16 protein-coding genes and 3 pseudogenes are annotated in these 17,282 nt (G+C 66.7%); 11 read left to right on the forward strand and 8 right to left on the reverse strand.

The genetic code is table 11. The features are described 5' to 3' along the window. Positions 1-63: 63 nt before the first annotated feature. From PKD06_RS14040 to PKD06_RS14050, 3 genes are read right to left on the reverse strand one after another with little or no spacing between them, the layout of a single operon-like run. Positions 64-792, reverse strand: a complete 729-nt coding sequence (locus PKD06_RS14040; protein WP_324381091.1) for an aldo/keto reductase — start codon at positions 790-792, stop codon at positions 64-66. Between the two features lie 38 nt (positions 793-830). Then, the gene (locus PKD06_RS14045; protein WP_324381093.1) at positions 831-1,838 is read right to left on the reverse strand and encodes an SMP-30/gluconolactonase/LRE family protein; all 1,008 of its coding nucleotides are present in this window, start codon (positions 1,836-1,838) and stop codon (positions 831-833) included. 44 nt (positions 1,839-1,882) lie between these two features. After that, a complete protein-coding gene (locus tag PKD06_RS14050; protein WP_324381095.1) occupies positions 1,883-2,644 on the reverse strand; it encodes a glucose 1-dehydrogenase in 762 nt (253 codons plus the stop codon). A gap of 273 nt (positions 2,645-2,917) precedes the next feature. Here PKD06_RS14050 and PKD06_RS14055 point away from each other — a divergent pair, with 273 nt between their 5' ends. The 5 genes from PKD06_RS14055 to PKD06_RS14075 all read left to right on the forward strand — a co-directional run bounded on the left by PKD06_RS14055 (position 2,918) and on the right by PKD06_RS14075 (position 6,994). After that, a complete protein-coding gene (locus tag PKD06_RS14055) occupies positions 2,918-3,826 on the forward strand; it encodes a LysR family transcriptional regulator (RefSeq protein WP_324381097.1) in 909 nt (302 codons plus the stop codon). Between the two features lie 150 nt (positions 3,827-3,976). Beyond that, on the forward strand, positions 3,977-4,468 hold the full coding sequence (locus tag PKD06_RS14060) for a cyclophilin-like fold protein (RefSeq protein WP_324381099.1): 492 nt from the start codon (positions 3,977-3,979) through the stop codon (positions 4,466-4,468). A 28-nt stretch (positions 4,469-4,496) separates the two neighbouring features. Next, the gene (locus PKD06_RS14065) at positions 4,497-4,958 is read left to right on the forward strand and encodes a cupin domain-containing protein (protein ID WP_324381101.1); all 462 of its coding nucleotides are present in this window, start codon (positions 4,497-4,499) and stop codon (positions 4,956-4,958) included. A 28-nt stretch (positions 4,959-4,986) separates the two neighbouring features. Further along, positions 4,987-5,763 carry a carboxymuconolactone decarboxylase family protein gene (locus PKD06_RS14070; RefSeq protein ID WP_324381103.1) on the forward strand — a complete coding sequence of 259 codons (777 nt, stop codon included), beginning with the start codon at positions 4,987-4,989 and terminating at the stop codon, positions 5,761-5,763. Then, complete coding sequence (locus tag PKD06_RS14075) at positions 5,747-6,994, forward strand: arabinose transporter (protein WP_324381105.1); 1,248 nt, start codon at positions 5,747-5,749, stop codon at positions 6,992-6,994. Before PKD06_RS14070 ends, PKD06_RS14075 begins: the two co-directional genes overlap by 17 nt. 147 nt (positions 6,995-7,141) lie before the next feature. On the opposite strand, the pseudogene PKD06_RS14080 reads toward PKD06_RS14075, so the two are convergent. Next, positions 7,142-7,330, reverse strand: a pseudogene (locus PKD06_RS14080) (SDR family NAD(P)-dependent oxidoreductase); the annotation flags it as partial. Between the two features lie 193 nt (positions 7,331-7,523). Further along, positions 7,524-7,925 (reverse strand): annotated as a pseudogene (locus PKD06_RS14085) (IS5 family transposase); the annotation flags it as partial. Between the two features lie 151 nt (positions 7,926-8,076). Here PKD06_RS14085 and PKD06_RS14090 point away from each other — a divergent pair. Continuing rightward, positions 8,077-9,009, forward strand: coding sequence for a LysR family transcriptional regulator (locus PKD06_RS14090; RefSeq protein ID WP_324381107.1), 933 nt, complete (start codon positions 8,077-8,079; stop codon positions 9,007-9,009). A gap of 4 nt (positions 9,010-9,013) precedes the next feature. Here the strand turns inward: PKD06_RS14090 and PKD06_RS14095 are convergent, their stop codons facing one another. Next, positions 9,014-9,943 (reverse strand): nucleoside recognition domain-containing protein, encoded by a 930-nt coding sequence (locus tag PKD06_RS14095; protein ID WP_324381109.1) that lies wholly within the window; start codon positions 9,941-9,943, stop codon positions 9,014-9,016. Next, positions 9,943-10,917: a quinone oxidoreductase gene (locus PKD06_RS14100; protein ID WP_324381111.1), complete on the reverse strand. Its 975-nt coding sequence runs from the start codon at positions 10,915-10,917 to the stop codon at positions 9,943-9,945. The genes PKD06_RS14095 and PKD06_RS14100 overlap by 1 nt, the downstream gene beginning before the upstream one ends. A 183-nt stretch (positions 10,918-11,100) precedes the next feature. Between PKD06_RS14100 and PKD06_RS14105 the strand changes: the two are divergent. The 4 genes and pseudogenes from PKD06_RS14105 to PKD06_RS14120 form a co-directional block, all read left to right on the forward strand. After that, a pseudogene (locus tag PKD06_RS14105) lies at positions 11,101-11,214 on the forward strand (transposase); the annotation flags it as partial. 332 nt (positions 11,215-11,546) lie between these two features. Then, complete coding sequence (locus tag PKD06_RS14110; protein ID WP_324381113.1) at positions 11,547-12,788, forward strand: hypothetical protein; 1,242 nt, start codon at positions 11,547-11,549, stop codon at positions 12,786-12,788. Then, the gene (locus PKD06_RS14115) at positions 12,775-14,052 is read left to right on the forward strand and encodes a glycosyltransferase (protein WP_324381115.1); all 1,278 of its coding nucleotides are present in this window, start codon (positions 12,775-12,777) and stop codon (positions 14,050-14,052) included. Before PKD06_RS14110 ends, PKD06_RS14115 begins: the two co-directional genes overlap by 14 nt. A 4-nt stretch (positions 14,053-14,056) precedes the next feature. Further along, positions 14,057-15,109: an HlyD family efflux transporter periplasmic adaptor subunit gene (locus tag PKD06_RS14120; RefSeq protein ID WP_324381117.1), complete on the forward strand. Its 1,053-nt coding sequence runs from the start codon at positions 14,057-14,059 to the stop codon at positions 15,107-15,109. A gap of 210 nt (positions 15,110-15,319) precedes the next feature. Here the strand turns inward: PKD06_RS14120 and PKD06_RS14125 are convergent, their stop codons facing one another. Continuing rightward, on the reverse strand, positions 15,320-16,159 hold the full coding sequence (locus PKD06_RS14125) for a ferritin family protein (RefSeq protein ID WP_324381119.1): 840 nt from the start codon (positions 16,157-16,159) through the stop codon (positions 15,320-15,322). 140 nt (positions 16,160-16,299) lie between these two features. Here PKD06_RS14125 and PKD06_RS14130 point away from each other — a divergent pair. Continuing rightward, positions 16,300-17,282, forward strand: a 983-nt coding sequence (locus tag PKD06_RS14130; RefSeq protein WP_324381121.1) for an FMN-binding protein, incomplete at its 3' end; no start/stop codon positions are given.

Here is a 17,282-nt window from a genome sequence, read left to right on the forward strand (position 1 = left end):
CGAGATCGCCCCCGTCGAAGCCGGTATCGGGCGCATGGGCGTGGGCTTCGACCGGGTCCATCGTCAAAGGCTCAGTAGCTGATCGAGGACACGCCCTCGCCCATGAACTCGACGAGCTTGGCGCCGCCGACGATCTTCGCCCCCGCGACGAGGATGATCGAGCAAGTGAACCGCCGCGCCGGGGCTGCCAGCATCGTAGACGAGGACGCCGCCGAGCGGGGACCAGGACTGCGTGGCGATGCCACGCGACGCATGGAGATCCCGAAGGGCGCGCTGGTTGAAGAAGGGATGGAGTTCGACCTGGTTCACTGCCGGCACGACCGAGGCACTGGCGGCGAGCCTGTCCAGGTGCTGCGGCATGAAATTGCAGACGCCAATGGCCCGTACCCGTCCTTTCACCAGAAGTCCCTCGGCCGCCCGGTAGGCGGCGATGGTCGCCTCGAATGTTGCCGGCACCGGAAAGTGTAGCAGGTAGAGATCGAGGATATCGAGGCCGAACTTGTCCATGCTGACCTCGAAGGCGCGCAGGGCCTCCTCGTAACCGAAATCGGCGATCCAGAGCTTGGTGGTGACGAAGATCTCGGACCGGGGAACCCCACTGCGGGCAATGGCCTGGCCGACCTCCCGTTCGTTGCCGTAGACGGCGGCCGTGTCTATCAGACTATAGCCATTGTCCAGGGCGCATAGCACGGCATCGAGAGTCTGCTCGGGCGCGCTCCGATACACGCCGAGACCCAGCGCCGGCATCCGGACGCCGTTGTTCAAGGTCAGGGTCGGGTTTCTCTCGATCATCGTCCTGTCCGTTCCGTCGTCTTGACGAGCGCCGCTCCTCACTGATGGGAGTAGAGCGGCAAGGCTTTCGCGAAGGCCCGTGCGTGGAAGATGGTCGAGCCCTGACCGCCCTCGCCGTCATTCGTCACGATGAAGAGGTCGTCGGTCCCTGGATGGAGGGCCATGCTGGTGGAACGCAGGTTGTGGCCTTCGTCCCGCCCCGGCAGCAGCACCTGACCGATCGGGATTCCATGGCGGCTGAACACCAGCACTCGTCCCTGGCCGTACAGCGCGACATAGAGATTGCCGTCGGCATCCGCGCGCATCGAATCAGGCGCGGGACCGGTGAAGTGATAAGCGACCGCCGTGCCGAACGGCGTCGGCGTGGTCGCGTCCGCCAGTTCGACGCGGTGCAGGAGGTTCCGGCTGAATTCGGTCACCCAGAGCGTCTTGCCGCCCGGGCTTAGCGCGACGCCGTTCGCCATCGCGAGATGTGGCAAAACGGGCGTGATCGTCCGCAGATCTGGCGACACGTAATAGGCCCCACCCTGCGGCTCGGTCGACCTGCCCCGGAAGTCGGTAAAGTAGAAGCCGCCATGGGCGTCGAACACGAGGTCGTTCGGCGCATAGCCGGCCTCGGGCGGCACGATCGTGTGCAGGTCTGAGCCGTCCGGCTGGATGGCGACGATCGAGCCGCGCCGGAAGCCGCCTGTGCCCGCTGCGAAGATGCGCCCGTCCTTGTGGAGCGCGAGGCCGCCGAGCCCGAATGTGTTCGCGGGCACGATCGTGGTGAGGCGCTTGTCCGGCGTGAGTCGGAACACGCGCCCGCTGCCCGCATCGGCGAAGAGCAGTTTGCCGGCCCGGTCGAAAGCCGGCCCCTCGAGGGGCAAGCCATCGTCGGAGACCTTGAACCACGGCTCCGCCATTACGCTCTGCAGGCCACGCTCCGCTGGAGGGATCGGGACCGGCCCGCGGATCAGGTCGTCATAGGCCAGGGGTCGCGGCGCCTCGGCCCGGGCACCGTCGGGGACGACGCCGGCAAGGGCAGCCAGCCCCGCCAGTCCCAAGGCGGATCGTCGGGTCGGCGCGCGGTGTCGCATAGGGCAGGCCGTCAATTGGCGGTGTAGCCGCCGTCGACCGGCAGGGCGACGCCAAGCACGAAGCTCGATGCATCGCTGCACAGCCAGAGCACGGCGGATGCGATCTCCTCCGGCCGCCCGAGACGGGCGATGGGCTGCTTCTTCATGATCTCCGCCATGGCCTCGGGCCGTTCGGCCACCATCTTCGCCACCATCGGCGTGTCGATCGTGCCGGGACAGACCGCGTTGACCCGGATGCCGCGCGCCGCGTTCTCGAGAGCCGCGCTCTGGGTCAGGCCGATCACGCCGTATTTCGTACCGTGATAGGCGGTGAGGAACGGATTGCCGACCAGACCGCCGATCGACGAGCAGTTCACGATGGCGCCGCTTCCCTGCTTCCGCATCTGGCGCAGTTCCGCCTGCATGCAGTTCCACACCCCATCGAGGTTCACCGCCATCACCCGCCGGTAATCCTCGCGGGGAACGTCGACGACGTCGTTGGGCGGGATCTGGATGCCGGCATTGTTGAAGGCCGCGTCGAGACGGCCGAAGGTCTCGACCGTCTCCCGAACCATCGCGTCGACCTCGGCTTCGTTGGACACATCGCAGCGCACGCCCAGCACCATATGACCTGCCGCTTTCAGTTGATCGGTGGCGGCCACGAGAGCCTCCTCATTGTGGTCGGACAGGACGACCTTCGCGCCCGCCTCGGCGAACATCCGTGCCGTCGCGAGGCCCATTCCCATGGCGGCGCCCGTCACCAGGGCGACCTTGTTCTCGAACGAAATCAACATGGCACGAACTCCAAAGCCGAACTTTGTCCCGGTGAGCGACGGCGCCGGATGCGCGACCTGCACGCGGCTGTTCGGAAAAGGTAGATCCCGTCCGGTGACGGGAGTACCGGGCCCGTGTCGCATGTACTCGTGAGCATTGCTCATGAATGGGCATCCGAGCCGGATTTCGGTAAGCGTGCCGCCGCCGCGTAGAGTTGTGAGCCCGGCTTAGGAATGCCGGCGCCGCGGAACGTGCCGCCCCTATATAGGCTCGGCCGGGAGGGGGAGCCTCGCATGACGATCAATCGCTCCGATCTCGCCGATTTCGCCTCCTTCCTGGCCATCGCGCGCCATCGCAGCATCAGCCGGGCGGGGCTGGAGATCGGCGTCAGCGCTTCAGCGCTGAGCCACGCCTTGAAGGGCCTCGAAGCGCGGCTCGGCATCCGCCTCGTCAACCGGACGACGCGCAGCGTGACGCTGACGGCGGCCGGCGAGCAGCTCTTCGCGGCACTCAGCGAGCCCATGGCGGCGATCGGTCAGGCGGTCGACGACCTGAACCGGTTTCGCGAAGGGCCGTCCGGCCGCGTCCGGCTCAACGTGCCGCACGATGCGGCGAGTCACCTCCTCGCGCCCGTCCTGCCGAGCTTCGTCGAACGCTACCCGGATGTCGAACTCGAGGTCGCGGTCAGCAACCATCTGATCGACGTGGTGGAAGGCGGGTTCGATGCCGGCATCCGCTTCGGCGGGACCGTGCCGGAAGACATGGTCGCGCAGCGGCTCTCCGCCGATATCCGCTGGGTGGTCGTCGGCGCGCCCGCTTACCTCGACCGCTTCGGCACGCCTGAGCATCCGGACGATCTCCAGTACCATCGCTGCCTGCGCATCCGGCTCGGATCGGGCCATCTCTACCGCTGGGATTTCGAGCGCGACGGCGAGGAGATCGCCGTCGCCGTTCCCGGGCCGATCACGATCGACGAGTCGCATTTCGCCCTGAAGGTCGTGTCGCTCGGCGGCGGTCTCGTCTATGCGCCCGAGCCGGCGGTCGCCGATCTCGTGGCCGCGGGATCGCTCCGGATCGTGCTGGAGGACTGGCTGCCGATGGGCCCCGGCTATCATGCCTATTATTCGGGGCGCCGCCACGTCCCGGTCGGCCTGAAGCTGCTCATCGAGCATATCCGCGAGATGAAACCCCTCGGGCTGTAGCCCGTCTTCCGGCCAGCGCTACGCCATTCCTGAGCACTCCTCACAGGTTCATGCGCAGTTCGGGCCATAATCCTCGGGCCGTCGCTTCGCTACCTTGGAGGGAACGGAGGCTGAAAGCCAGCCGCCGATCATGCAGCGAAGGATTCGAGCGTGGGGATTGCGAAAGGTGCCACCCGGCGCGTGATGCCTGCCATGATTGGCGCATCGGCCTACCTTGGCCTCGTCGAGGCGGGATGTGCCGGCGACGCCGATCCGCAAGCCGGCGCGCCGACGATCGTTTTCAAGATGGAGGGCGGCCGCAGCTTCACGGCGACGCTCGCCGACAATCCATCGGCCCGCGACTTCCTCTCGCTTCTGCCGATGAGCCTCACCCTCAAAGACTATGCCTCGACGGAGAAGATCGCCGATCTTCCCAAACGGCTTTCGACGGACGGCGCCCCCGAGGGCTTTGCGCCTTCGGCCGGGGACGTCGCCTATTACGCCCCCTGGGGGAATCTCGCGATCTTCCATCGCGATTTCCGACATTCACCCGGGCTCATCCACCTCGGACGCATCCAGGGCGACTTCACCGCGCTCAAGCAAACCGGACCTCTCGACGTGCGGATCGAACGGCCGCCGGTGTCCGCCGCACCGAAGCCCTGAGCCCACGGCGTCACAACAGGAGCATGTCATGAAGCAATTCGCCGCCGCCCTCGTCTCCGTCCCCCTTGTCGCAAGCGATGCGCTGGCGGAGGGCGTCCAGGTATGGCCGAACGGCTCGCGCCCTTCCGCGAAAGGGCCGGAGAGCTACTTCACCGGGCCCGTGCGCGTTGATCCGCAATTCGGCGGGGCCGAGCAGAGCCGGGTGACGGCCGGCCACGTCACTTTCGAGCCGGGCTCGCGCGCCGCCTGGCACACGCATCCCGCCGGCCAGATCCTGATCGTCACCTTCGGAACCGGCTGGGTCCAGGAATGGGGCCAGCCGAAGCGCGAGATCAAGACGGGCGACGTCGTCTGGATCGCGCCGGGCGTGAAGCATTGGCACGGCGCGACCGACAAGACCGGGATGAGCCATCTCGCCATCACCGAACTCGTGGACGGTAAGAATGTCGACTGGATGGAGAAGGTCGACGACGCGCAATTCGCGAAGTGAGCCCGTGCGCCGCGACAGGAGGCATCCCGTGAAGAATCTGATCCTGACCCTCGCATCCCTGGTCCTGGGCGCGGCGGCGGCCGAGGCCCAGCAGCCGAATGTCGGCGGCCGCCGCCTGTCGCCCGAGGACGTTCGGGCGGTGGCGCCCGCTCTCGAAGCCTATACCCGGAAGAACCTCTACGGCGATGTCTGGAACCGGCCGGGACTGTCCAGACGCGACCGAAGCCTCGTGGCGGTCGCGGTGCTGATCGCCCGCAATCAGGCGCCGGCCCTGACCTACTATATCGACCAGGCCCTCGAGAACGGCGTCAAGCCGGGCGAGATTTCCGAGACCATCACGCATCTCGCCTTTTATTCCGGCTGGGGGAACGCCTTCGCGGCCATCGGCCCAACGAAGGATGTCTTCGCGCGGCGCGGCATCGGGCCGGATCAGCTTCCACCCGCTGATGTACCGAAGCTGCCGCTGAACGAAGCCCAGGAGGCCGACCGCGCCGCGCGAGTGCAGGAAAGCGCCGGCCCGGTCTCGCCGAGCCTCGTCAGGGACACGACCGACTTGCTGTTCCGCGACCTGTGGCTTCGGCCCGGCCTCGCGCCGCGCGACCGCAGCCTCGTCACGGTGAGCGCCCTGATCGCCTCGGGTCAGACCGGTCAGGTCGGCTACCATCTCGGCCGCGCCATGGATAACGGCCTCACCCGAGAGCAGGCGTCGGAGGTCATCTCGCATGTCGCCTTCTATGCGGGCTGGCCCAACGCCTTCTCCACGATCCCGGTCGCGAAGACCGTCTTCGATGCGCGCGCGAAGTGACGCGGGCGTCGGATCGGAAGCGCGCGCGCCGTTAACGCCGCTAGTCGCGCCGACCGAGGGCGCTTCGGCGGGCTCGTCCTCCGTCATCGCCGCGCTCCTGCCGCTGATGGCCGTCGTGCTGGTCGGGTTCTGCCTGATCGGCGCGGCGATGCCCGTCCTGCCGCTGCACGTGCATGACGGACTCGGCTTCGGGCCGGTCATGGTCGGCATCGTGGCGGGGTCGCAGTTCTGCTCGGCTCTTCTCGCGCGCCTCTGGGCCGGAAGCGTCGCGGATCGCTGGGGCGCCAAGCGCGCCGTCATGATCGGCCTCGTCGGCGCGGCCGTTGCCGGCATGCTCTACGGATTGTCCCTGCCGGTGACGTCGCCCATCGCTGCCATTTCCGTTCTGCTGGCCGGGCGCGCCGTCCTCGGAGCGGCCGAGAGCTTCATCATCACGGGCGCGACGATCTGGGGGCTCGCGCGGGTCGGCGGCCGGAATGCCGGCAAAGTCATCGCCTGGATGGGCACGGCGATGTTCGCGGCTTTTGCCGGCGGTGCGCCGGTCGGTACGTGGCTCTACGAGAGGGGTGGCTTCCGCGCCATCGCGGCCGCCACAGCGATCGCGCCTCTCCTGACCCTGCTCCTCGTCATGTTCCTGCATGGTGCCGTGCCGAGCCATCGCGAGAGCCCGAGCATCATCGGGGTGATCTCCAGAATCTGGAAGCCGGGCCTTGGCGCCGCGCTCGGTAGCGTCGGCTTCGGTGCGCTGAGCGCCTTCTCCTCGCTGCTCTTCGTGGAGCGGGGTTGGACCCCCATCTGGCTGCCGTTCACGAGCTATGCCGTCGGCCTGATCGCGGCCCGCATCCTCTTCGGCCATGGGCCGGACCGGTTCGGGGGCGCCCGTGTCGCTGTCGTCTCGCTGCTCGTCGAAACGGCCGGCCTGATCCTGATCGCCGTGGCGCCTTCCGGAATGCTGGCCGCGTTTGGCGCGGCCCTGACCGGGCTCGGCTATTCGCTGGTCTTTCCGGGGTTCGGCGTAGAGGCGGTCCGCAGCGCTCCCGCGGAGAGCCGCGGAGTCGCCATGGGGGCCTATACCGCCTGTCTCGATCTCGCCCTCGGCGTCTCGGGTCCCGTGCTCGGCCTCGCTGCGGGTGCTGCTGGGATCGGGAGCGTCTTCCTGGTCAGCGCCCTGGTCGTCGCCGGCGCCATCGCCGTCGGCGCTCCGATGATGCGAAGCGCGCGAGCGGGTTGACGATCATGCTCGCACCGATTCACCGAGACGCTGTCGCCATCCGCTGGCCACCGCAGTTCTCCCTCGCGGCCGAAGCAGGCGTCAGGGCTGCCCAGGAAGTTGGTCGAGCAGCTTGTCGAGCGTGATCGGATAGTCGCGCACGCGGATGATCGCCAGCACCTCGGCGCCCGTCGCGTTTACGCGCTCCGCGGTCTCCTTCAGCGCCGCCTCGTCGCGGTCGGTGATCGCGACCCGTGCCCCTTCCGCCGCAAAGGCGATAGCGGTTGCGCGGCCGATGCCGTTGGCGGCGCCGGTGATGAAGGCGGTCTTGTCCTCAAAACGTTTGGACCGAGTCATGGTGTGATTTCCCCAGGGAGAGGACGATGTCCCAGGCGGCGGTCGATGCGGTTCGCGCATCGATGTGGCGGCGACCGCCTTGGCCGTTCCTGCAAGGTTGTTGCAGAGCAACCTAGCAGCTCCGCCATCAACCGATTATCCATCAAAATCGGCATGAGCTTATCGATGTGGTCGAATAATAGGCTGTGCGGATGTCGGCGATGACGGCCTCAGCTTCGATCCCTTCGACGAGATCATGCGCGAAGACGATGTCGTGGCGCTGGCCGGGCGAGGCCGGCAGGAGAACTGGAAGGCCCAACGCTTCTGTGGCCGCGTGGATCTGGGTGCTCAAGCCTCCCGGAGAGTGGCCCTGGTCCTCGGCATTCGCCCCCTTTGACCTTGCGCGCGCCCGCGGCATGCTGATGGGCACCCACGATCGTGGAATCGACCATCAGCCATTCGAGGTCGGCTTCCCGCGCCAGCACGCTCAACATATCGTCGAGAACGCCCCGCTCGACCCAGCGATAAGAGCGTCGCTTCACAGCCTCATAATGCCGAACCGCTCGGGCAGATCGCGCCAGCGCCCTCCTGAACGCGCCATCCACAGCAGCGCGTCGCAGTCCATCGCCGACCTCAAAAATCGGCGCTGAATCTGATTTGCCTGCCAAAGGGAGCCCAAATTCCTTAAATCGTCACTACCACCTACTCAGCTGCGACGGATACGATTGCCGACGGGGCAATGACATTGCGTTTAAGGGACAGGATTCGTGCAAGTTTTCAGCAGTCAGCAGCTCGATGAGTTGGCGGCACTGTCTGCAATCGCGCGCGAGCACTCGTTCGTAGGTGCGGGACGTGTCCTCCAGCGTCACCCGACGATCGTATCGAAGCGTATTGCCGCACTGGAGCGGCGACTCGGCATTCGGTTGGTCGAGCGAACGACTCGCCAAGTGCGCCTCACTGATGCCGGAGCGCGTTTGGCGGAAGAACTCGAATCCGCCGCGCACATGATCCGCGAGGCGGAACAGGACGCTTCGGCCAGCGCCGGTCGGCTGCAGGGCAAGCTCCGGCTTGCCCTTCCCGCGTCATTGGGCCGTCGGTGGATCGCGCCGCACCTGCCCGAGTTCATGCAGAGATATCCGGCGCTCGAGATCGAGGCGATCTACAGCGAGAGTTATGTCGACATCGTCGCGGAAGGTTTCGACATCGCGATCCGAGTCGGAATTCTGGGGGACAGCCGGCTGGTTGCCAAGCGGCTGGGTCGCCTCCGCCGCATCCTGGCTGCGTCGCCGGACTATCTGAAACGCTGCGGGATGCCCGCGACCCCCAGGGATCTCGCCGAACACAACTGCCTCGAGTTCACGACGCTGGCGACCTATCCGACCTGGCGCCTTTCGGACGGCACGCGCTCCGAATCCGTCGTCGCCCGAGGATCGCTCAAGTCGAACGACAGCGCGGCTCTGCTGGAGGCGGCACGTGCTGGAATCGGCATTCTCGGCGCGGGAGAATGGCTGATGATCGACGATTTCGCCGAAGGCCGCCTCGTCCCCGTCCTGCCGGAGTGGAGTTTCGATGGCGACGGAGGTGTCTACCTCGTGCGGCCTTCAGGGCGGTTCACCCCGGCCCGGACGCGCGCGCTGATGGATTGGATCGAGACCCTGTTTCGCGACGGGTCGCCTTGGAGCCAGGCGGCCGACGCCTGAACGCTCACATCAGGTTGGTCGCCAAGGCCCGGAAAGCAATTCCGAGCGCGCCTCCGGCAATGGCCGGGAGAAGGCCGTAGGCCACGCGAGGACCTGCGGAGATGAGGATCGCCACGCCGGGTAGGTCCAGGGGGTGCAGGAGGAAGCCGGCGCTCTCGTTCAGAAGACCGACGCTGAAACGACCCTGCTTCACCATCTCGGTCACCACGCCGAGATAGGCGGTGCTTCCGGCGAGGAACTTCGTCAGCGCCGGCAGAATGACCGAAGCATCGATCCCGATCGCCGAAAGCATGGGACCGATGGCGAGCGCAAGCCAGGCGACCGCACCGGCTCTCTCCAGACCAATCACCACCGCGAGAGACAGCAGCAGCATCGGGATGATGTTGAGGACGATCTGAACGGCTTCGCCACCCCCCGTATTGATCGTCTTCAGCAGCGACGGCTTTGCCTTGTCCTGACGCGGGGCCACCGGGATTGGACGGGTTTCGCGCGAAAGCCGCCGGCCGAAGAACCAGAAGGTGGTTGTGGCGGCCAGGATGCCCCCCAGTGCCGAAATCACCAGCACAGGGCCGGCTTGCAGGCCGAAGGCGGCCAGCGGGAAGGTGGCGTTTGCGGGCGCCATGGCCAGCACGGCCGCGAGGGCGGCCGCGAGATGCCGCTCGGAGGTGCCCTCCCTCTCCATGAGCGCCAGGGTCGGTAGCGGTGCGACAAAGCTCACGAATGTGATCTGAAGCATCGCCAGGACCGCCATGCCGGTAAGGCCGAACGGCCTGGCCAGGGGCGTCAGAACGGCTACGATCCGTCCGAGGATGCCATTGGCCTCCAAGAACCGAAGAAGGATCATCATCACCACCATGATCGGGAGCAGCGTAAACAACGCCAGTTCGACGGCGCTGCGCCCGGCCTGGAGGACGACCTCGATGAACGTGCCCATCAGGGTTTGAGGAGGATCGCCCCGGCGGATTTTCCACCTTCCAGGGCAGCATGGGCCTGAGAGGCATCCGCGAGCGCGAAGGTGTTCCAGGCTTTCGGCTTCAGGACACCGGCGGTGACGGCGCCGAAGACGGCCGCGGCCCGCTGGTGATACTCGCCGAGCTCCGTCGCGTGGGCGGCAAGGCCGGGCCGGGTCAGATAGAGGGAGCCCTTGGCATTGAGCGTGCCAACCGCGATCGGATCGGGAGCGCCTGACGACGCGCCGATCGACACCATCGTTCCCCGAGGTCTCAGGCTGTCCAGCGAGGCCATGAACGTCGCCTTGCCGATCCCGTCGAAGACGACGTCCGCCTTGCGGCCCTCTGACATCGTGGCGACCTGCGCCGCGAGATCGCCGGAACCCCAGACGATCACGGCATCGCACCCGGCCGCTTCCGCCAGCGTGACGCTTGCCGCCTTCGAGACGACGCCGATCACGAATGCTCCGAGGTGCTTGGCCCAAGGGACCATGAGCTGACCGAGGGCGCCGGCAGCTCCATACAGGAGGACGACAGTGCCTCGACCAACCGGATACGTGCTGTGCAGCAGGTAGTGGGCGGTCGTCCCCTTGAAGAGCACGGTTGCGGCATCGTCGAGACTGACTGCATCCGGTACCCGGATCAGACGGTCCGCCGGATAGGCGCGGGCGCTGGCATAGCTCCCGCGCGGGCCGAGGACGTAGGCAACCCGATCTCCCGGGACCACATTAGTCACGCCCGGCCCGACTGCGACGACCTTGCCGGCGGCTTCAAGGCCAAGCCCACTTGGAAGCGGGATGGGAACGGCACCGGTGCGCTGGGTGACGTCGAGGAAATTCACCCCGATCGCCTCGTGTTGGACCCATGCCTCACCAGGCCCTGGCTCGGCGTCATGCACCGTGGCGGCAACGAGAACGTCAGGACCGCCGGTTCGCTCGAGACGAATAGTTGTGGCCATTTGCATCTCCTTCGCGGGAGGACATCGGCGCAGGCGAGATCGTTCGCAATCCCAGCCGAATGCAGATGATAGCTGCATCCTGTGCAGCAATGCGGCGACAACCCCTCGAACCTGGTGGGATCAGCCGATGTGGCGACGAACTCGCCCGGACGGCTCTCTACGAGGCGAAGCCGGAGGTGGCGTATGCAGCGAAGGCGATTTGGACGTAAGTTCAAGATCGAGGCGGTTCGGCTGATCAAGGATCGAGGGGGGAGTGTCGCGCAGGCGGCGCGGGATCTCGAAGTCCACGAGAACGTGCCTGGCCTGCCCAAAAGGTGGAGGCCGCGAGCGGCGGCGGTCATGCTGCCATTGGTCCCCCGGCCGCCTCCGGGGAACGTGGGCGACCTGCCCACACAGGCGGTGGGGGGCGCGGAATTTAAAGGAGGCTAAACCATCTTCAGTCAGTTTGACGGAGTCCTCCGCGCCCCCTCGGTCGGCCTTTTGCCCCGAGGATTTCAGCGCGGACCGAGTGATTGGGCCGAATGATGGCAGAAGCGTCCGGTTCCATCCGGGAACTCCAGCTTACCGTTCAGAGAGCTTGGAGTTCACAGGTCCCGGACGATTGCCTCCGACAATGGGCGGAGCTGGGTTTGGCCGAGCGTCCCGCAGCCGTTTGGTTTCCCCGCCGGATCTACCCGTACGCGGCCCAACTGGATCAGGTCTTCGATTCGGCCGGGGACGGGGAGGCAGAGGTCATTCTTTTCGCCGACGAGCGGCGCCAGGCTTCCAAGCACAACCTTCGCGACCTCGCTGGCCGGCTGCAGAGGCCGATCATCGATTTGAGCGGACGGGCCGGCCCCTTCGCCGATGTCCATTTTGATATCGACAAGCCGGAAACATGGGCTGAAACGGCAAAATGCATCCTGGCATTCCGTCGGCGCCGCAGCGAGCTCCAGGAGCCTTTCACGCATTCGGTCGAGCCGGAAATTCAGCTCATGGCCCACGCATATGTCTGCGGGCGGCCCTTGAAGGCGATGCGGTATCCGCAGGTCAGCGATACGGTCTGCTATCCGGGCTTCTGGTCCGCCGAGGAGACGGTGCCGGCCGCCGAGAAGCTCGTGCGCCGAGGCTATATGAAGAAGATTTTCTTCGATCGGCTGCACGAATGCCGCAAATGCGCATCTCGTCGCTTGTCGGTCCGGGAGGTGTGCCCGTCCTGCACTTCCTCCGATCTGACCCAGGAGGAACTGATCCACCACTATCACTGCGCCTCGTTGCTGCCGGAATCGGTGTTCCGCAACGGCTCGGCGTTGATTTGCCCGAAATGCCGTCAGCAACTGCGCAATTACGGCAAGGACTACGACAAGCCCGGCCGCGTCATGTTGTGCGGATCGTGCGGCAAGACGACCTCGGAACCGGAGGTCGGGTTCGTCTGCATGGATTGCTCCGCGACCTGCGGCGGCGACGAGGCGAAGCTGGTGGACGTCCATGGCTACGAACTGACCGATGCGGCGGTCGCCGAAATGACACGTCCGGCGGCCGCGTCGGACCTGCCGCGCGGCCGAAGGGCGGCCGAAGCGGAGACGCATCCCATCGCGATCGCGGAGATCACCTATTTCGGCAAGCAGGACGTCGTCAGCCGGTATGGAGAGACGACTTTCGACAGGCTGCGGCGGCTGTTCATCGAGAACATGACCAACTTTCTCGCTGAACGAGGCGAGTATCGCGCCGGTCAGTCGAGCGACTATTTCGTCATCTACGACTATGACGAGGAGTTTGCGCGTCTCCTCGACCAGGTGCTCGCCCACAGCACCACCGTTCTGGCGACGTCGATCAATCCGAAGGTGAACTTGGCGACGCAATCTGCGCGAGTTGGTCGTGAACGACGTTGAACTCGGCTTCGCGTTCCTGCTGAACCAGTCGGCCGCCAGCTTGCTGGCGGTCTTCTGGTACACGGTCATCTTCGAGGCGCCGCGCTATCTCCTGCCGTTCCTGGCGGTGGCGGTCACGCACCGCACGGCAAGCGTCGAGCCCGTGCCCGACACCTCGGAGAGCATCCGCGGCCTCAGGGTGTCGATCATCCTGATCGGCCATAACGAGGAAGGCGCGCTCGAAGCCTGCGTCCGGTCGCTGCGGGAACAATCCGTCCCGATCTTCGAGATCGTCGTGGTGAGCGACGGCTCCACCGACGGCATGGCCAAGGTCGCTGCCCGGCTGGTCCGCGAGGGTTGGATCGACCAAGTGCTGACGACGGATTTGCGGGGGGGCAAATCGAGCGGAATCAATCTCGCGTGGCACGCCGCGAAGGGCGACATCGTCATCAACGTCGATTGCGACTGCTCGTTCGATCGCTATGCGATCGAATTTCTGGTGCAGCCCTTCATCGATCCGCGCGTCGGCGTCACCTGCGGCGACATTGCGCCGCGCAACGCTCCCGTGAGCCTGATCGCGCAGTTCCAGGAGATCGAGTACCTGCAGTCGATTTCCGTCGGCAAGCGCATCGCCAATGCGGCCGATCAGGTCGTGTGCGCGTCGGGTGCGTTCGGAGCGTTTCGGCGCGAGGCGCTACGCTCCGTCAACGGCTTCGATGTCGGCGGGGGCGAGGATCTGGATGTCACGCTGCGTCTGCGCAAGGCGGGCTGGACATGCGCCTTCGCGCCGGAATCGCTCTGCTACACGGACGTTCCGACGACGGCTTTCCAATATATCCGCCAGCGGCTGCGCTGGGAGCGCGACGCGATCTGGATCCGCTACCGCAAGCATGCCGGCCTGATGAGCCCGTTCCGCCCGGATTTCCGCTTCGCCGAGGCGTTCCACCAATGGGATTTCCTCCTGTTCAGCGTCGTCGGCGCGGTCGTTTTTCCGGTCTATCTGATCTGGCTCGCCGTGAGCTTCGGGTCCTTCACCCCGGCGATCCTGATTGCGATGCAGATCGGGCTCCTCGGGATCGATGTCGTCCTGCTCGCGATCTCCGCCTGGACGACGAGGCGTCCGGTCTTCTGGCGCAACCTGCCCTATCTCCCGGGCTATTCGCTGTTCATGACCTATGTGATGCGGCCCGTGCGGCTCTGGGCCTATGTCGAGGAGCTTTGCTTCTCCGGCTCGCATCGCGACAACTACACCCCGATCAAGGTCCGCCTGGAGCGACCGTGGTAGTGCCATGAAATACCTGCGCAAACATCCACGCATCGACAATCTCGGGGCGCAGCAGCGCGCCGGCTCGGTCCGCTGGGGGAGGCTCGTCTATCTGGGACTCGTCTCCTGCCTCGCGGGCTCGCTCGTCTACTATCTCGCCGGCAACATGGTCGTGCTCTCGCTCGACGGGACGGTCCTGCGCGAGCGCCTGGCCGTGGACGCGGCCTATCGCGCGAAGGTCACCGAGGTCTTCGTGCAGGAGGGACAGCGCGTCGAGGCGGGCGCTCCGCTGATGCGGCTCGAATCGTTCGACACGGTCAAGCAATTGGCCGACCTTTCCTATCGCGACGGCGAGCTCGCCATCCGGGTCAAGCAGATCGAAGGACGCATCGCCTCGATCGACAATCTCCTGCCCCTCGCCGAGAGGTCGGAGCGCGAGAACCGGCGCATGGTGGAGCAATTCGACGCCGTGGACAGCCGCGGCCTCATCTCCTCCCCGACCAAGAGCGCGGCTTTGCGGGGCAATTTCGACGCCGCCGACAAGCTGGCCGATCTTCGCCTCCAGAAGCAGACTGCGACGGCCGAGCTTGCCGTCGTGACGGAGGCCCGCCGCACCTCCCAGGCGGCGGTGAGCCAGCTCACGCGCATCTACGACAACGGCTACGTCCGCGCGCCCGGTCCCGGCGTCATCGGCGCCAAGGTCCCCCTCGTCGGCCAGATGGTGGGTCCGGGCGACCAGCTCATGCAGGTCAACGGCGGCAAAGCCTATCTCCTCGCCTATCTGCCGGACCAGTACCTCTTCAGGCTGCACGAAGGCATGACCGTGAACGTCTCGGGAGGGGGGCTGAGCGCGCATGGCCGCGTCGACGGCGTCCTCGCCGTGGCCGATGCCCTTCCCGCCGAGTTCCAGAACATGTTCCGCCCGCGCGACCGCTCCCGCCTCGTGCGCATCACGCTGCCGGACGACCAGCCCTTCGCTGCGACCCAGAAGATCCAGGTGACGGGATGCGCTCTCGGCCTCTGCTGGGCGGGCGAGCCGAAGACGAGGGTGGCCGATGCGACGCAGGCCGCCCGGTAGCCACCAGGAAAGCCGGCGCCTTCAGCTTCATTGTCGTGCGGTAGCTTGAACTTGATCGGACAGTCGGCGTCCGGGAATGGTCCACGTCCTCTGCCGCCGCCGCCGCTGCGATAGCTGTCCTTGGTCGATAAAGGCCGCGTTGCTCGGCACGCAAAAGGCGCGACGTCCTCTGCCTTCTTCGGGGACCATCATACGAGAGGGGGCGGCGAGTCATGCGAGCTTCCGCAGGCGCGCGAGGCGTTTGATCGCCGCGGCGGCGAAAGACTGTGCCCGGGTCTGGGTCTCCTGCGAGCGGGAACGGTCGCCAGCCTCGACATAGCGGTCGGCGAGCCATTCGCACAAGGCTTCCAGATTCTCCGGCGACGGCGCTCCGGGCGGGAGAGGAACCCCGAGCGAGGCCGATGCGAGGTCGCGGGACAGCATCTGCGCCTCGGCTGCGAGGTCGCGGTATTCCGTCCGGCTCCCGGGGAGCGCCGCGAGCGCCTCGAGCCTCCTGGAAACCTCGTTCTCCAGCATGGACAGGTCCTGGGGCTCCCCTCGGGCACGTCCCGCTCCTCCGGCGGCGAGGAAGGCTTTGCGCCTCTCGCGCCGGAAGGCTTTCGCCTGGCCGAGCTTCGCGCGCGCCATCTGTTCCGCGGCCCGCCGGATTTCCGGGGATATGCCCCGGGCGGCCATGTAGGACCAGAAGGCGAAGGCGCGCTCCTCGTTGCGGACGGCCACCGCATAGGCGCGATAGGCATCCACCAGCTCGGCCGCGGCATGGGCGAGGCCCTCGTCGCTGAACACGCCGCCCGGCGCGGTCCCGGAAAGCATCTCGGGGAATGCGCCGCCGGCTTCCCGCGCCCGGGCGGCGATCTCGTCCCTGTGAGCGAGCTTGGTCCGAGCCAGCGTCTCGAAGACCTGGGCCAGGTCCTCCTTGCCGGCCTCGCGCATCCGATCGGCGATCTCGAGATACCGCGCGGCCGAGTCCGCCTCCATCGCCATGGCGATGGAGAAAAGCTCGCTCCGCGATGGGATCGATATCGAGGGATCGGATGTCAGGTGGGGCATCGGATCGTTTCCCTGGGCCGAAACGCCGCGAATTTAGAAGCGCTCCCGGAAGACGTGTTTGCGATCGAGCAAAGAAGGCCCGCGGAAAACCGCCCAGACCTGAAGGCGGTTCGCTCTCGGGAGGGCGGGGGAAGGCGAAGATGCGCGCGCGCGGTTCGGACGGGATGGCCGGGAGGATCCTGCTGCGCGTCATCGCCCTGCTGCGGCGAACCCTCCCGCGCGCCGTGTTCGCCCTGACGCTCCTCGCCCTCTCGGCCGTCCAGGGATATGCCGCCGAGGGCTTGGCCGCGTTCCTCCCGCGCGTAGCGCCCGCGGATCTGATTCCGGGAGGCGAGGCTTTCGGCGAGATCGCCGGCAATCCCGCCCTCGCGCCGGTGCTCGCGGGCGGGCGGACGATCGGATACGCCTATCTCAATACCGACTACACCAATGCCGTCGGCTATTCCGGAAAGCCGATCCGCATCCTCGTCGGCATCGATCCGAAAGGCGTCGTCCGCGGCTTCAAGCTCGTCGAGCACAAGGAGCCGATCGTTCTCGTCGGCATTCCCGAGGCCAAGGTCGTCGCCGCGCTGAACACGCTGATCGGAAAGGATCTCGGCCGGGTCGCGGCCGGAGCCGAGCAGCCCCCGCAGGTGGACATCGTCAGCGGCGCGACCGTCACCGTGCTGGTGATGGGCGACAGCGTGGTGCGCTCGGCCGTCCGCCTGATCCGCAGCGGGCGGCTCGGGGGCGTCGCCGCGGCGGGGGCCGCGCCGGCCGCCGCGCTTCGCACCGTCGACATGGACTCGTCGGAGCGGCGCGACTGGGCCTCGCTGGTCGGGGACGGCTCGGTGCGCAGCCTGCGGCTGAGCGTCGGCGAGGTCAGCCGGGCCTTCGCCGAGGCCGGGCACAAGGAGGCCGCGGCGCAGCCGGAATCGGAGGATCCGGACGCGTCCTTCATCGATCTCTACGTCGCCCCCGTGAGCGTGCCGACCATCGGCCGCAGCCTGCTCGGGGACGAGGGCTACCGGCGGCTGCGGGAGAGGCTGAAGCCCGGCCAGCAGGCGATCGTGGTCGCGGGGGAGGGGGCCTATTCCTTCAAGGGCTCCGGCTATGTGCGCGGCGGCATCTTCGACCGGATCGA

The organism is Enterovirga sp., assembly GCF_035325185.1.
GTDB lineage: Bacteria > Pseudomonadota > Alphaproteobacteria > Rhizobiales > Beijerinckiaceae > Enterovirga.